The sequence below is a fragment of the Cellulomonas edaphi genome, from assembly GCF_030362815.1.
Lineage (GTDB): Bacteria > Actinomycetota > Actinomycetes > Actinomycetales > Cellulomonadaceae > Cellulomonas > Cellulomonas edaphi.
On record NZ_JAUCGR010000002.1, the window covers coordinates 708,677 to 723,844 of the forward strand.

Consider the following 15,168-nt stretch of genomic DNA (forward strand, 5'->3'; position numbering starts at 1 on the left):
CCGCTTCACGCGGTCAGGAACGTGGCGACCCACACGAGCGGCGCGTTCCAGCGGATGCACACGTCGTTGGTGACCTCGGACGTGGGCTCGTCCAGGTAGCAGAGCTGCGGCGGTAGCCCTCGCAGTCTGTCGTCGTACGGGAAGTCCGGGACGGGGACCGAGTTGGCGCCCCCCGCCAGGGCTCCGGGCGGCGGTGGAGGCATGGCCGGGTCGAGGTCGTGGCCGAACTGGCGCGTGCGCTGGTGCCGGCTGTCGTCGGTGCCGTAGCCCGTGACGTAGCTCTGCCCCAACGCGTTGCGGCCCAGCAGGTAGTCCGCGCCGATCGCGACCGCGTCCGCGTAGCTGCGCTCCCCGGTGACGAGGTGCGCCATCCCGAGCACCACGAGGTTGTTGAGGACGCGGCCGTTCGACCCCCATGCCCAGCCCGAGGCGGGCGCGTACGGCTGGCCCCACGGCTGGTCCGCCTGGAGCGCGAGCAGCCGGTCCGCGCCCGCCCGGAGCCGGTCGACGATCTGGTCGTGGCCGGTGAGTGCCGAGCCGTGCAGCGCGAGGTCGAGCTGGGCGGGGGCCGCCACGGCATCGAAGTCGAACCCGGCAGGGTCGAACGGGTCGCGGCCGTGCTCGTGCGCACGCGGCAGCTCGGACTCGTACGCGCTGTCGCCCGTGGCGAGCCAGAGCTCGGACGCGGCCCAGGCGCGGTCGTCGGCGATCACGTCGTCGTGGTACGGCCCGCCGCCGTGCCGCGCGTGGTCGTCCGGTGCGAGGAGCGCCGGCGCCGACCGTGCGGCGTCGAAGGCCGACCGCGCCGCGCGCTCGAGCCGCGCGGCGTAGGCGGGGTCGAGACGTCGCAGGTGCCGCGCGCCGGCTGCTGCCGCTGCTGCCAGGTGCAGCGTTGCGGTCGTCGACGGCCGGTGCAGCACGCGTTCGGTGGCGTCGAGGTGGGGCCAGCAGGGCAGCGGCGGCCAGGTGGAGCCGTGCACCCGGTGGAACGCCATGCCGGCGAGCGGCCGCCCCGGCGGGACCTGCATGCGCAGCAGCCAGTCCAGCTGCCATCGGCACTCGTCCACGACCGCCGGGTCGTCCGGAGTGAGGTCGAGGGTGCCGAGCAGCTGCCACACGGCGATCGCGCCGCTCGTCACGTACTTGCCGTAGTCGCCCGCGTCGTACCAGCCGCCCGACACGTCGTACGCGGCGTCGTCGTGCCAGCCGGGGTACAGACGCTCCGCGTCGGGGCCGGTCCACGCGGGCACCGACGTGTCGGGGTGACCCGCGGGCCGCTCGTAGCCCGGCGCCGCGATCTCGGTCCCGGAGCGCATGAGCGAGAAGAAGCGCAGCGCGTCGGTCCGCAACCCGGCGTACAACCGGTCCTCCACGCTGAAGGGGTGACTGCGAGACGAGCCCGCGGCGACCGAGTAGGTGCCGGCCGGGAGGTCGCCGAGGTCGAGCACGTGCACCGGCAGGCCCGAGGTCGGCTCGGGCCGGACCGGCCACGGCTCGGACACCCCCCGGTGCACCACGCGCTCGTCGGCGCGCACCACGACGAAGGGCAGCGGATCGACGTGCTCGGCGACCAGCGTCGCCCGCATCGGCCGGCCGGGCAGGTAGCCCAGCTGGTTGACCCGCACGCGCGGCCGGCGGGCAAGCACCTCGTCCGACGACCACCGTGGCCAGCTCACGCGCGGAAGCCTATGCCGACGAGGCGCGGCAGCGTCTAGCGCGCCGGCGCCGTCCCGGGTCATGATGTCTCGACGCCGAGCCCGGGAGACACCATGCCCCACCTGCAGGAAGACTGATGGCGATCGTCTCGCGCGGCTTCCGCGGCAGGCGCGTCGCCGATCCCCGACTCCCGCCGGGCCAGTACCTCGAGCGCGGGTTCCCCGTGCTGTCGGCGGGGCCCACGCCACGGGCCGACCTCGCCTCCTGGACGTTCTCCATCACCGCGCAGGGCACCACGCGCGCGTCCTGGACCTGGGCGGAGCTGCAGGCGCTGCCGGCCGAGGACATCGTCAAGGACATCCACTGCGTGACCAAGTGGACCAAGCTCGACAGCGTGTGGCGCGGCGTCAGCCTCGACACCCTGCTCGACGCCGTCGAGATCGCCCCCGAGGAGCAGTTCGCCCTCGCGCACTGCGACGGCGGGTACACCACCAACGTCCCGCTCGCGGACCTGCGGGGCGGGCAGGCGTGGATCGCCTACGGGTACGACGGAGCGCCCCTGCGCCCCGAGCACGGCGGTCCGGCACGGCTGCTGATCCCGCACCTGTACTTCTGGAAGTCCGCCAAGTGGGTGCGCCGCATCGACCTGGGCACCACGGACACGCAGGGCTTCTGGGAGCAGCTCGGGTATCACGCCTACGGCGACCCGTGGAAGGAACAGCGGTACTGGGGTGACTGAGGCTCCCGACGAGGTCGCCGACCTGGTCCCCGACGAGGTCCCGCACGCCCTCCCCTGGCGCGTCGCCACGCTCGTGCACCGGCGCCAGGAGACCCCCACCGCGGCGACGCTCGAGCTCGACGTCCCCGGCTGGCGGGGCGCGCTCGCCGGCCAGCACGTCGACGTCCGACTGACCGCCGAGGACGGGTACTCGGCGCAGCGCTCCTACTCGCTCGCGTCGCCCGCGTCGATGGGCCTGCCGGTGGCGGGTGCGGGCACCCCGCGCATCGCGCTCACGGTGCAGGTGGTCGACGACGGCGAGGTCTCGCCGTACCTGACCGACGACCTCGGGATCGGCGACCAGATCGAGCTGCGCGGGCCCATCGGGAGCTGGTTCGTGTGGCACGCGACAGACCCTCGGCCCGTGCAGCTGGTCGCGGGCGGCTCGGGCCTGGTGCCGCTCATGTCCATCGCGCGCACGCACGCCGCCTGCGGCTCGTCGGCGCCGCTGCGGCTGCTCGTCTCCGTGCGCTCGCCCCAGGACGCCCTCTACAGCGAGGAGCTGGACCTGCTGGCGCCGGGCGTGCAGGTCACGCGCGTGTGGACCCGCTCGGGGCCGCCCGCCTGGTCGGGACCGGTGGGCCGCATCGACGCCGACCTGCTCCGGGCCACGTGCCTGCCGCCCGACCAGAGCCCACGCGTGTACGTGTGCGGCCCCACCGCGTTCGTCGAGGCCGTCGCCGACGCGCTCGTCGACCTCGGGCACGACCCCGAGCTCATCCGCACCGAGCGCTTCGGCCCCACCGGGACCTGACGCCGTCGCCGGCCGCGCGGGCATGCCGGCGAGGCCGAAGGAGCTCCTTCAACCTCGCCGGTCGGTCTGCGCGGTCAGCCGGTGTTCTGGACGCCGGCGGCGACGCCGTTCACGCTCAGCAGCAGCAGCCGGCGCAGGTCGTCCGCCTGCTCGGGTGCGTCGCCCGTGCGCAGGCCGCGCAGCGCGCGCAGCTGGAGCAGCGAGAGCGCGTCGACGTAGGGGCTGCGCAGCTGGACCGCGCGGCCCAGGATCCGCTTGCGCGACAGCACGGCGTCGGAGTCGGTGATGGCCAGCACCCAGCGCCGCGTCAGGGCCATCTCCTCGAGCACCTGGCTCGCCAGGTCGTCCCGGTCACCGAGTGCCAGGTAGCGAGCCGCGATGCGCTCGTCGGTCTTGGCGAGCGACATCTCGACGTTGTCGATCATGGTCGCGAACAAGGGCCACTGGGCGTACGCCTCGCGCAGCTCGGCCAGGTCGTTGACCGACTCGAGCGCGGTGCCCAGGCCGTACCAGCCGGCCAGGTTGATGCGGGCCTGCGACCACGAGAACACCCACGGGATGGCGCGCAGGTCGTCGAGCGACGAGACGGACAGCCCGCGGCGCGCCGGTCGTGAGCCGATCGGCAGGAGGCCGATCTCCTCGAGCGGCGTGACCTCCGCGAACCACTGCGGGAAGCCCTCGGCCCGGACCAGGCCGTGGAAGCGGGCCCGCGAGGCCTCGTCCAGGCGGGCTGCCAGCGCCGCGAACCGCTCGGTCGCGGCGGCGTTGCGCTCCTCGACCGACGGCGTGCCGGCCAGCAGCGTCGCGGCCACCACCTGCTCGATGTGCCGCGCGGCGATCACCGGGTCGCCGTAGCGGGCGAAGATGACCTCGCCCTGCTCGGTGAGCTTGAACCGGCCGTCCACCGAGCCCGGGGGCTGCGCGAGCACCGCACGGTTCGCGGGGCCGCCCCCGCGCCCGAGCGCGCCGCCGCGGCCGTGGAAGAGCGTGAGCGCGATGTCGTGCCGGTGCGCCCACTCCGTGATGCGCGCCTGCGCCGCGTCGAGCGCGAGCGTCGCCGAGACCGGCCCGACGTCCTTGGAGGAGTCGGAGTAGCCGAGCATGACCTCGATGCGACGACCGTTGGCGGCGAGGCGCTGCTGGACTGCCTCGAGCTCGAGCGACTTCTCCAGGATGTCGACGCTCGCGTCGAGGTCCGCGAAGGTCTCGAACAGCGGGATCGCGTCGATCACGGGGCGCTCGTCGGAGCCCGCGAAGGCGTAGTCGGCGAGCTGGTACACCGCGGCCAGGTGCTCGGCCGACTGCGTGAACGAGACGATGTAGCGGCGGGCGGCGCGCGGCCCGAAACGGCGCTGCACGTGACCCAGGGCCCGGAACGTGTCGAGCACCTCGACGGTCATCGGCTCGAGGACACCGTCCACGCCGTTCTTCTCCAGGTCGGCGAGAGCCGCCTCGTGCACCTGCGAGTGCTGCCGCACCTCGAGCTCGGCGAGGTGGAAGCCGAACGAGGCCACCTGCCACAGCAGGCGCTGCACGTCGCCGTACGCGGAGCGCTTGGCTCCGGCGGCGTCGAGCGAGCGCTGCACCACCTGGAGGTCGGCCTCGAGGGCGTCGGGGCCGGGGTACGCGAGGTCCGCGTCCCGCCGGCGCGTGGCGGCGATGCGCTCGGCGACCACGAGGATCACGCGGCGGTGCGGCTCGTTCGGCGCGTCCGCGGCGACCCGCGCCGTGATCTCGTCGGAGAGCGCCCGCTGGCGCTGCCACAGGCTGCTGAGCTCGGCCGAGGCCGGCGTGCCGTCGCCGTCGAGCGTGAGCCCCTCGGCGGCACGCCGCGCCGACGCCTCGAGCGCGACGAGCACCTGCTCGGAGAGCAGCAGCGCCGCGGCGCGCGTCACCTCTGCGGTGACGTTCGGGTTGCCGTCGCGGTCCCCGCCGATCCACGTGCCGAGGCGCGCGAAGGGGCGCACCAGCGGAGCCTGGGTGCCCGCGGCGTCGCCCAGCAACCAGTCGTCGAGCCGGCGGTAGACCGCGGGCAGGACATCGGCGAGGGTCGACTCGAACACCGCGAGCACCGTGCGGACCTCGTCGAGCACCGTCGGCTTGGCCTGGCGCAGCGGCGCGGTGCGCCACAGCGTCTCGATCTCGGACAGCAGGCGACGCTCGTTCTCGACCAGCGACATGCCGCCGATGTTGCGCGCGTCGCGCTCACCGAGGAGCTCCGCGATCCGGCGGATGGAGCGGGACACCGCCCGACGGCGCGCCTCCGTGGGGTGCGCCGTCAGGACGGGACGGAACTCGAGCTCCTGGAGCCGGCGCCGCGCCTCGTCGTCGCCCAGCTCGTGCCGGACCTTGACCACCGCGGCAGGCAGCGAGTCGTCGGGAGCGAGGGTGTGCGGCTCGAGGTTCGCCTCGCGGTCCCGCAGGACGCGGATGCGGTGGTACTCCTCGGCGGTGTTCGCCAGGTGGAAGTAGCACGTGAACGCGCGCGCCACCTGCTCCGCCCGCTCGAGCGAGAAGCTCGCCACGAGCGCCTCCGCCTGCGAGAGCGCGTCGCTGGTCGGGTCGGTGTGCGCGTGGATCGCGAGCTCGCGCAGGCGCTCGACGTCGGCGAGGAGGTCCTCCCCGCCCGCCTCGGCCAGCACACGGCCCAGGAACTCGCCCAGCACGCGCACGTCGTTGCGCAGGGGCTCCGGCAGGTCGTGGCTGGCGCGGACCCGAGGGAAGTCGCGCGGAGGAAGAGGTGCTGTCACGGGCTCAAACTAGGCCACGGGCGCCCGGATGCGTCCAGTGGTCCAGGCGTTGGGCGCTGTGACGCGCGTCTCGTCCCTCAGCCCCGTGCGAGCTCCTCGATCAGCGTCGGCCGGCTGGGACGCCAGCCGAGGGCGCGCGCCTTGGCGCCGCTCGCCTGCTGGTCGAGCAGGAGCGCGTCGGCGAACGGCGCGCCGAGGCGTGCCCGCGTCGCCTCGACCGGCTCGGGCGCCACACGCCCTGCCGCCGCCTCGGCCACCTCGCGCGCCGTCGGGTTGTGCCCGCCCGCACCGATGAACCGCTCACCACGCGGCGCCGCCTCGAGGATCAGGGCGTACAGCTCGGCGAGGTCGTCGCGGTGCACGGTGCTCCAGTGCTGCGCCCCTTCGCCCACCAGCAGCAGCGCGCCGTCGTCGTCGCGCGGGCCACCCGCGACCACCCCCACGGGGATCCCGCCGCCGTGGCCGTAGACGATGGCCGGGGCGACGACGGACACGCGCAGGTCCGACGCGAGCAGACGCGCCTCGCGCGCCAGGCGCCACTGCACGATGGCCGGCGGGTCGAGTGGTGCGTCCTCCGTGACGTCCGCGGACGACCCCCACACCCACACGCCGCTCGTGTGCAGGTAGGGCTTCTCGGTCCCGCCGAACGCCTCCAGCACCGCGTCGATCACGCCGTCGTCCAGCTGCGCCGAGGTGCCGTCGTCTGCCGCGGCGGTGTGGATCGCGCCGTCGACCGAGCGCAACCGCTCGACGAGCCAGGCCGTGTCGCCGAGGTCCCCCACCACCGCCGTCGCGCCCGCCGACCGGACCTTGTCGGCAGCGGCGTCGCTGCGGACGAGCGCGAGCACGTCGTGCCCGCGCTCGAGCAACGCGCTCAGCACCGCCGACCCCACGTAGCCGGTCGCCCCCGTGAGCAGCACCTTCATGGTCGTTCCCCTCGTCGCACGTCACTGGTCGAGCGCAACAACCCACGAGGCGCCCAGGCTGTTCCCAGGGTCCGGAGCTAGCCTGGAGATCCCCACCAGAACCCGGAGCCCGTCATCACCCCTCGGCCCATCGTGCTCGTGCACGGCACACGCACCTCGTCGGCGATCTGGACCCACCAGGTCGACGCCCTCGAGCGCTCCGGGCACCCCACGCTCGCGCTCGACCTGCCGGGTCACGGCACCCGGTCGGACGAGCGGTTCAGCCTCGACGGGGCCCTCGCCGCGATCGACGACGCCGTCGACAGCTTCGCCGTGCCGCCGCTCCTGGTCGGGCTGTCGCTGGGCGGGTACACGAGCCTGGCGTACGCCGGGCGGCACCCCGCCAAGGTCGCGGGCGTCGTGCTCGCGGGCTGCTCCACGGAGATCAAGGGCAAGCCGCTGCACACCTACCGCCGGCTCTCCGGGTTCGTGGCCGGGATCGCGCGCGCGGGCGGCGGCACCTGGCACGTGGTGACGGACATGCTCGCGGCACTCGCCGGCTACTCCCCGCTCGCCGACCTGCGCCGCACCCGTCTCCCGGTGTGGCTCGTGAACGGAAGCCGCGACCCGCTGCGGATCGACGAGCGCCGCTACCTGGCGGCCCGCCCGGGCGCGCGGCTCACGGTGGTGCCCGGGGCCGGGCACGACGTGAACTCCCACGCGCCCGTCGCGTTCAACCGCGTCCTGCTCGACGCGCTGCACGAGCTGCGAGCGGCCTGAACGCCTCGCTCACGCACCCCGCAGCGGCTTGGGCTGGGGCGCCTTCATCACCTCGGCGGCCGGCGGGCAGCGGATGCCGCGCACCACGGTGACCTCGGCGCCCTGGATCGTGTAGACGAAGCACCGGGTCGCCGCGCCGTCCACCTGCCGGTCGGGCCCCCAGAGACGGTCCGAGCTGATCGCGACGTCGACGTCGATGCGCATCGTCACGCGCGCACCGCCCGAGCTCGCCGTGGTGCCGCTCCACCCGACCGGCGCGGTCGTGATGGTGCCCGACGTCCGGGCGGGCAGGGCCAGCACCACGACGCCCTTGCTGTCCGCCCCTCGCTCCGCCAGCAGCGCGGCCACCAGCTGCTTGCCGGAGTACTTCTTGTCGCTGGGAGGGGTCAGCCAGCGACCCACGTCAAGCGACCGGGCCTGGGCGTAGCGACCGGCCGCCGAGTCGCCCTTGCCCACCGACGGCTGCCCGAGCACGCGCGTCGCTGCCGCGCCGCTGGTGAGGACCACCGCGAGCGCACCGACGAGGACGCCTGCGGTCAGCTTTGTCCCCATTTGCCGGATCGTAGACCCGGCCCGAGCCGGGGCGCAGCGGAGTCGCGGATGAACTCGTGTGAGCCACGACGCTGCGCGAACCCGCGCGCGGCGGGCACGTCGTCGGCCAGGATCGAGGCATGGCGAACGAGGGACGACCCGTGCTGGTCACGGGCGGGACCGGCACGCTGGGCCGGGCGCTGGTGACCACCCTGCTCGAGGACGGACGCGCGGTCCGGGTGCTGAGCCGACAGCCGCGACCCGCGTCCGCGGCGCCCGCGGTGGAGTGGGCGGTCGGCGACCTGCTCACGGGCGAGGGCCTGGCCGCCGCGACCGACGGCGTCGGCGCGGTGGTCCACTGCGCGAGCAACCCGCGCCGCCCCGCCGAGGACGTCGAGGCCGCCGTGCAGCTGACGCTCGCGGCCCGTGCCGCGCAGGTGCCGCACCTGGTCTACATCTCCATCGTCGGCATCGAGACGGTGCCCACGCAGTACTACGCCGCCAAGCTCCGGGTCGAGGAGCTGGTCGAGGACAGCGGGATCCCGTGGACCGTCCTGCGCGCCACCCAGTTCCACGACTTCGTCGCGTTCCTGCTCGACGCGCTGTCCCGCACGCCCGTGGCCTTCGTCCCGCGCGGCGTGAGCGACCAGCCGGTCGACGTCCACGAGGTCGCCCAGCGCCTGGCCGCACTGAGCACCGGAGCGCCCGCGGGCCGCGTCGAGGACATGGGCGGACCGCAGGTGCTGACCGCCATGGAGCTCATGCGCACCTACCTCGCGGGCACGGGTCGCCGTCGCTGGGTCTGGACCGTGCCGCTGCCCGGCCGCATCCGCGCGTTCCGGGCCGGAGGCCACCTGACCCCCGAGCACGCGACGGGCCGGCTCACGTTCGCGGAGTGGCTCCAGGGTCGCCGCTAGCGCGCGTCGACCGCCGCCAGGAACGCGAGCACGCGCTCCATGAGCAGGCTCGCGGCCTCCTCGTCGTACTCCTCGAGGCTGCTGTCCGCGAACAGGTGGGCGTCCCCCTCGTAGAGGAACAGCTCCGCGCCGGCCACCTTCTCGAGCTCCCGCGCGGCGTCCAGGTCACCCTCCTCGACGAACAGCTCGTCGTCCGCCATGGCGTGCACCTGCACGGGGACTCCCGCGGGCCACTCGTCGGCGAACTCGGTGGGCGGCACGCAGGAGTGGAAGAACAGGGCGCCGAGCGCGCCCGGCTTGGTCTGCGCGACCGCCTGCGCCGGGAGGACGCCGAGCGAGAAGCCGGCGTAGACGACCTCGCCCGGCAGGTCCTCGATGGCGTCCTGGCCGCGCTTGAGCACCGTGCCGAAGCCCACCGTGTCGGCGTACTCCAGCCCGTCCTCGAGGGTGTCGAACGTCCGACCCTCGTACATGTCGGGGACCGTCACGACGTGACCCGCGGCGCGCAGGGCGTCGGCGAACTCCCGCACGCCCTCGGTCAGGCCCTGGGCGTGGTGGAACAGGATGATCTCGGCCATCGATGGCTCCTCGTGCAGTCTCGGTCCTCGGTGCAGCCTAGCCACCGCGGGTCCCGGCCGGCAGCCGACGCATGTCCGCCTTGCCCCGTTCGCTCCCCGCTCATCCGGTTGTCACCTGCGCCCTGTCGACTACCTCGGGCGACGAGCGTCGCCGGCAGACCGGGAAGAGGACAACGATGAGAACACGCGCATTCCGTTCGTTCGCCGCGGCCGCAGTCGCGGGCGGCCTCGTCATGGGTGCGGCCGCCAGCTGGGCCGTCACCACCGACCTGACCGGGCACGGCGACGCCCGCCGGCTCGCCGGCGACCAGACCTCCGCGATCCGCGCCCAGATCAAGGGCGGCCACGCCAAGAACGTCATCCTGCTCATCGGCGACGGGATGGGTGACTCCGAGATCACGGTCGCCCGCAACTACGCCAAGGGCGCGGCCGGCCGCTTCGCCGGCATCGACGCCCTGCCCCTGACCGGGCAGTACACCACCTACGCCCTCGACAAGAAGGACGGCCTGCCGGACTACGTGACCGATTCGGCGGCCTCCGGTTCGGGCTGGGCGACGGGCACCAAGACGTACAACGGCGCGATCTCCGTCGACGTGAACGGGACGCCGCAGCGGTCCCTGCTCGAGATCGCCCGCGCCAACGGGCTGCGCACCGGCGACGTGAGCACCGCCGAGCTGCAGGACGCCACGCCCGCCGTGCAGGTGGCGCACGTGACGGACCGCGGCTGCTACGCGCCGTCGTCGACGCTCGCCAAGTGCCCCGCCAACGCGCTGCAGAACGGTGGCCTCGGCTCCATCACGGAGCAGCTGCTCGAAGCCCGGGCCGACGTCACCCTCGGCGGCGGCGGCACCTCGTTCAGCGAGTCGGCGGCCGCCGGCCAGTGGTCGGGCAAGACGCTCCTGCAGCAGGCAGCGGCGCGCGGCTACCAGGTGGTCACGGACGCCGCCGGCCTGGCGGGCGTCCAGCGCGCCGACCAGAAGAGCCCGGTGCTCGGGCTCTTCGCGCCCGGCAACCTGCCCGTGCGCTGGGTGGGCCCGGCCGCGACGCACACCGGCGGGACCGAGGCGCCCGTGACGTGCACGCCCAACCCGAAGTACCTGGCGACGACGCCCACGCTCAAGGCCATGACGGCAAAGGCGATCGCCCTCCTGGACCGCCCGTCGGGCAAGGGCTTCTTCCTGCAGGTGGAGGGCGCCAGCATCGACAAGCAGGACCACGCCGCCGACCCGTGCGGCCAGATCGGCGAGACCGTCGACCTCGACGAGGCCGTCCAGGTGGCGCTGGACTTCGCCAAGCGGGACGGCCACACGCTCGTCGTCCTGACCGCCGACCACGGCCACTCGAGCCAGATCGTCTACCCGAACACGCTCACGCCCGGCCTGACGCGCACGCTCCTCACGGCCGACAACAAGCCGATGACGGTCGCCTACGGCACGGCCGACACCGGCGGCTCCCAGGACCACACCGGCACGCAGGTGCGGATCGCGGCCTACGGCCCGCGGGCCGCGAACGTCGTCGGGCTCACCGACCAGACCGACCTGTTCTTCACCATCCGTGACGCGCTCCGGCTGGACGCGGACAAGCCGTCCCCCGGCGCCCCGGTCATCCAGAACGTGACCGTCATGGAGGGCGCGACCCTCAAGGGGAAGCAGACCGTGCGCGTCACGCTCGACACCGAGCCGCGGTACACCTACATCGAGCTCAACCGCGCCGGGCAGTGGCTGACGGACAACACCAAGGCTCCCGGCAGCTCCACCGCGGGCAAGAAGCCCACGCTCGTGCTCGACACGCGCGACTACCCGAACGGGACCTACCAGCTGAAGATCGATGCGGTCGGCATCGACGGGCGCACCACCGAGAAGGTCGTCGGGTTCACCATCGCGAACCGTTGACGAGCACCTGAGCGACGGACCGGGCCCTTGGCGGCCCGGTCCGTCGCTCGGTCAGCTACCGAGCGCCCGCAGCTCGTGGACCTGGGCCGGCTCGTCGTTCTCGCCACCAGTCCCCCGCCGCGCGTCGAGCGTGCCCGCGGGATCCTCGAGCGCGTCGGCGAACGCCACCTCTGCCGCGCCGACCAGCTGCGCGTCAGAGGCGAGCTCGGACCGCACCAGCAGCGCCTGCTCCCGGTTGGGGCCGAGCGTGCGGGCGTAGCCCTGCACGAGCGTCGCCTCCATGGTGGGGTAGAGCGCACCGATGGTTCCCCCGAGCACGACGATGCGCGGGTTGAAGATGTTCACCAGGCTGGCCAGGCCCAGGCCGACCCACTCCCCGGTCTTGCGCACCCCGGCGATCGCGCGCCTGTTGCCCACCGCGACGTCGTTGATGACGTCCTCGATGTCGGACTCGCGCGGGTCGCGGCCCACCGAGCGGATGACCGCGGCGTCACCCACCTCCGCCTCCCAGCAGCCCTTGGCACCGCAGGAGCAGAGCCGGCCGCCCGGCTTGACGAGCAGGTGGCCCACCTCGCCCGCGTAGCCGCCCGAGCCCTTGAGCAGCTCGCCGTCCACCACGACGCCGCCCGCGACGCCGGCCTCGCCGCGCACGTACAGCACGTCGCGCTCGCCGCGCGCCGCACCGCGCAGGTACTCGGCCACGACGCCCAGGTCGCCGTCGTTGCCGACCGTGATCGGCACGTCGTCACCGATCGCGTCGCGCAGCAGGTCGGCCAGGTGCACCTCGTACCAGCCGAGCGGGGGCGAGCGGCGCACCAGCCCGTCCGGCTGGCGCACGCTGCCCGGCACGGAGACGGCGATGCCCAGGCACACCGAGGCGGGGTGCGCGCGGGCCTGCATCTCGGCGACGAGCGTGGCGATGAGCTCGACCACGGCCGGCACGTCGTGCGGCGGCGCCGAGTGCAGCCGGCGCCGCATCTGGAGCATGTAACCGCCGAGCCCGACGCGCGCGGCGCCCACCGTCGACGTGGTGACGTCGAACGCGAGGACGTGCGCGCTGGTGCTGACCGGCTCGACCACGTTCGACGGGCGACCCTTGCCGCGCACCTCTCCCGGCCGCTCGCGCACCAGCCCGAGCTTGACGAGCTCGGAGGTGAGCGACCCGACGGTCGAGCGGTTGAACCCGGTGCTGGCCACGAGGTCCGAGCGGGTGGCCGGGCCGTGGAAGTGCAGCAGGCGCAGCACCGCGGAGAGGTTCGCGCGCCGGACGTCGTCCTGCGCGGAGGCGTCCGCGCGCCGGACGGGTGGACCGGACCCGAGTCGCACGCAGACCTCCCTGGCTCGACCGACGACCTAGCCTCGCCCGACGACCTAGCCTCGCCCGGCCGATCGCGCCCGACGACGGGAGATCGCGTCGACCGACGCGGCGGCTGCCAGCACGCCACCCGTCACGACGTACTTGACGCCGGAAGAGTAACCCAGCAGCGCCATCCCGTTGTCGATGACGGCGATGACCGCCGCGCCGATGAGCGCGTCGATGATCCGGCCCTTGCCGCCGAACAGCGAGGTGCCGCCGATGACCGCCGCACCGACCGCGTACAGCAGCACGTTCGAGCCACCGGCGTTCGGGTCGACCGAGGTCGCGCGGGACGCCGCGAAGATGCCCGCCACCGCCGCCATGGTCGAGCAGATCATGAAGCAGGCCATGCGCACGGTCGCGACCCGGATGCCCGCGCGCCGGGTCGCCTCCGCGTTCCCGCCGACCGCGTACACGTGGCGGCCGAACGCCGTCCGCGTGAGCACGAAGCCCAGCACGAGCGCGAGCGTCACGATGACCGGCACCACGATCGGCACGCCGATGATCGACGTGCGCAGCGGGTTCAGGCTGCGCTCCTGGTTGAGGATGGCGACCATGCCCAGCACCAGGAGCCCGATCGCCGCGATCTTGATGGCGATCACGCCCGCGGGCGCGGCGAGCAGCCCGCGCCTGCGGCGCAGCTGCCACGTCCGCAGGGTCGCGACGCCGTAGCCGACGACGGACAGGATCCCGATGGCCCAGCCGAGCGCGGGAGGGACGTTCTTGTTCTGGATCGCGAGGATCACCGGGTCACTGATGGAGATGTTGCCGCCGGTGCCGATGATGAGCAGGACCACGCCCTGCAGCGCGAGGAACGCGGCCAGCGTCGCGATGAACGACGGCACCCCGAGACGCGCGACGAGCGTGCCCAGCACCAGTCCGATCGCCAGACCGGTCACCAGCGCAGCGGCCACGGCGGCGTACCAGGACCAGCCGTGCTGGGTGAGCACGGTGGCCAGCACCGCCCCGCAGGTACCCGACGTGAAGCCGGCCGACAGGTCGATCTCGCCGAGCAGCAGGACGAAGACCAGGCCCATGGCGATCGTGGCGACCACGGCGCCCTGCTGGAACAGGTTCGCGATGTTCAGCGTCGAGGGGAACGTCTCGGGCTTGAGGATCACGAAGATCGAGAGCAGCACGAGGAGCGCCAGGATGGCGGGCAGCGACCCCATGTCGCCTCCGCGGACCTTGCTGACGTAGTTGGTGACGGCCTCGCCGAACGTGGGCTGCTCGACCGAGCCGGCCAGGAGCGAGGGCGGCGCGTCGTGGCGCGAGGCGGTGTGCGTGCTCATGCGGTGGTGCTCCCGTTCGCGTTCGTGGTGGACAGCGTCGCCGCGGCGGCCGCCCCGGCGGGCAGGGAGCCGCTGGTGATCAGCTCGATGACCTCGCTGCGGCTGGTCTCCCTGGTGCGCACCTGCGCCGCCGTCTGCCCGAGGTACAGCACGTTGATCGCGTCGGCGACCTCGAACACGTCGTTCATGTTGTGCGAGACGAGCACCACCGCGAGACCCGCGTCGGCGAGCCGTCGCACCAGCTGCAGCACCTGCTCGGTCTGGGCGACGCCGAGGGCCGCCGTCGGCTCGTCCAGGATCACGAGCTTGGAGTTCCACAGGACCGCGCGCGCGATGGCGACGGTCTGGCGCTGCCCGCCGGACAGGCTGGCGACGTGCTGCCGGATGGATCGCACGGTCCGGACGGACAAGGAGGCGAGCACCTCGGCCGCACGCGTCTCCATCGCCGACTCGTCGAGGCGGAAGCCCTTCTTCAGCTCCCGGCCGAGGAACATGTTGTGGACGATGTCCAGGTTGTCGCACAGCGCGAGGTCCTGGTAGACGACCTCGATGCCCAGCGCGCTCGAGTCGGCGGGCGACGAGATGTGCGTCTGCTCCCCCTCGAACAGGACCTCACCGGCGTCGAAGGCGTGGATGCCCGCGACGCACTTGATCATCGTCGACTTGCCGGCGCCGTTGTCGCCGACGAGCGCGGTGACCTCGCCCGCGCGCGCCACGAGGTCGACGCCACGCAGCGCGTGCACCGCGCCGAAGTTCTTCCGTCCACCGCGGACCTCGAGCGTCGGTGGAGGGGCCAGGTCAGGGGCGCTGTGCGCTGTTTTCGTCATCGTCCGCCTCGTTGCGTGTTCATCCGGTTCGCCCCGCGCTGCCGCGGGTCTGTGCAGAGTGCTCTCGCCCGCGACCGTCCGGCGAGGGCCGAGCCGCGCGGGCGGACCGGCCCTCGCCGGGGTGCACCGGCGACCGCCGGTGGCCGCAGGG

Annotated in this window: 13 protein-coding genes; 5 read left to right on the top strand and 8 right to left on the bottom strand. The window is 73.6% G+C overall.

What is annotated here, in order from left to right; genetic code table 11:
• Positions 1 to 5 precede the first annotated feature (5 nt).
• Positions 6 to 1,676: a glycoside hydrolase family 9 protein gene (locus tag QRT05_RS09580; protein WP_289446944.1), complete on the bottom strand. Its 1,671-nt coding sequence runs from the start codon at positions 1,674 to 1,676 to the stop codon at positions 6 to 8.
• A gap of 116 nt (positions 1,677 to 1,792) precedes the next feature.
• On the opposite strand from QRT05_RS09580, the gene QRT05_RS09585 reads away from it, so the two are divergent.
• Both QRT05_RS09585 and QRT05_RS09590 read left to right on the top strand, forming a co-directional pair.
• Entirely contained in the window at positions 1,793 to 2,395 is a 603-nt protein-coding gene (locus tag QRT05_RS09585) for a sulfite oxidase-like oxidoreductase (protein WP_289446946.1), read from the top strand.
• Complete coding sequence (locus tag QRT05_RS09590) at positions 2,388 to 3,188, top strand: ferredoxin reductase (RefSeq protein WP_289446947.1); 801 nt, start codon at positions 2,388 to 2,390, stop codon at positions 3,186 to 3,188. The genes QRT05_RS09585 and QRT05_RS09590 overlap by 8 nt, the downstream gene beginning before the upstream one ends.
• Positions 3,189 to 3,262: 74 nt before the next feature.
• Here QRT05_RS09590 and QRT05_RS09595 read toward each other — a convergent pair whose 3' ends face one another.
• A complete protein-coding gene (locus QRT05_RS09595; protein ID WP_289446948.1) occupies positions 3,263 to 5,938 on the bottom strand; it encodes a phosphoenolpyruvate carboxylase in 2,676 nt (891 codons plus the stop codon).
• A gap of 77 nt (positions 5,939 to 6,015) precedes the next feature.
• Positions 6,016 to 6,864, bottom strand: coding sequence for an NmrA family NAD(P)-binding protein (locus QRT05_RS09600; RefSeq protein ID WP_289446949.1), 849 nt, complete (start codon positions 6,862 to 6,864; stop codon positions 6,016 to 6,018).
• Between the two features lie 138 nt (positions 6,865 to 7,002).
• Between QRT05_RS09600 and QRT05_RS09605 the strand changes: the two genes are divergently transcribed.
• A complete protein-coding gene (locus QRT05_RS09605; protein WP_326522643.1) occupies positions 7,003 to 7,623 on the top strand; it encodes an alpha/beta fold hydrolase in 621 nt (206 codons plus the stop codon).
• 9 nt (positions 7,624 to 7,632) lie between these two features.
• Here the strand turns inward: QRT05_RS09605 and QRT05_RS09610 are convergent, their stop codons facing one another.
• Entirely contained in the window at positions 7,633 to 8,175 is a 543-nt protein-coding gene (locus tag QRT05_RS09610) for a hypothetical protein (protein ID WP_289446951.1), read from the bottom strand.
• 119 nt (positions 8,176 to 8,294) lie between these two features.
• Here QRT05_RS09610 and QRT05_RS09615 point away from each other — a divergent pair, with 119 nt between their 5' ends.
• A complete protein-coding gene (locus QRT05_RS09615; protein WP_289446953.1) occupies positions 8,295 to 9,071 on the top strand; it encodes an SDR family oxidoreductase in 777 nt (258 codons plus the stop codon).
• Here QRT05_RS09615 and QRT05_RS09620 read toward each other — a convergent pair.
• Positions 9,068 to 9,649: a dienelactone hydrolase family protein gene (locus QRT05_RS09620; RefSeq protein ID WP_289446954.1), complete on the bottom strand. Its 582-nt coding sequence runs from the start codon at positions 9,647 to 9,649 to the stop codon at positions 9,068 to 9,070. The two genes, QRT05_RS09615 and QRT05_RS09620, sit on opposite strands and share 4 nt — an antisense overlap.
• Positions 9,650 to 9,825: 176 nt before the next feature.
• Between QRT05_RS09620 and phoA the strand changes: the two genes are divergently transcribed.
• Positions 9,826 to 11,541, top strand: a complete 1,716-nt coding sequence (phoA, locus tag QRT05_RS09625) for an alkaline phosphatase (protein ID WP_289446955.1) — start codon at positions 9,826 to 9,828, stop codon at positions 11,539 to 11,541.
• A gap of 51 nt (positions 11,542 to 11,592) precedes the next feature.
• On the opposite strand, the gene QRT05_RS09630 is transcribed toward phoA, so the two are convergent.
• The 3 genes from QRT05_RS09630 to QRT05_RS09640 are packed head-to-tail and all read right to left on the bottom strand — an operon-like array spanning position 11,593 to position 15,017.
• A complete protein-coding gene (locus QRT05_RS09630) occupies positions 11,593 to 12,867 on the bottom strand; it encodes an ROK family transcriptional regulator (protein ID WP_289446956.1) in 1,275 nt (424 codons plus the stop codon).
• A 45-nt stretch (positions 12,868 to 12,912) separates the two neighbouring features.
• Positions 12,913 to 14,190 carry a sugar ABC transporter permease gene (locus QRT05_RS09635; protein WP_289446958.1) on the bottom strand — a complete coding sequence of 426 codons (1,278 nt, stop codon included), beginning with the start codon at positions 14,188 to 14,190 and terminating at the stop codon, positions 12,913 to 12,915.
• The gene (locus QRT05_RS09640; protein WP_289446959.1) at positions 14,187 to 15,017 is read right to left on the bottom strand and encodes an ATP-binding cassette domain-containing protein; all 831 of its coding nucleotides are present in this window, start codon (positions 15,015 to 15,017) and stop codon (positions 14,187 to 14,189) included. Before QRT05_RS09640 ends, QRT05_RS09635 begins: the two co-directional genes overlap by 4 nt.
• Positions 15,018 to 15,168: the final 151 nt, after the last annotated feature.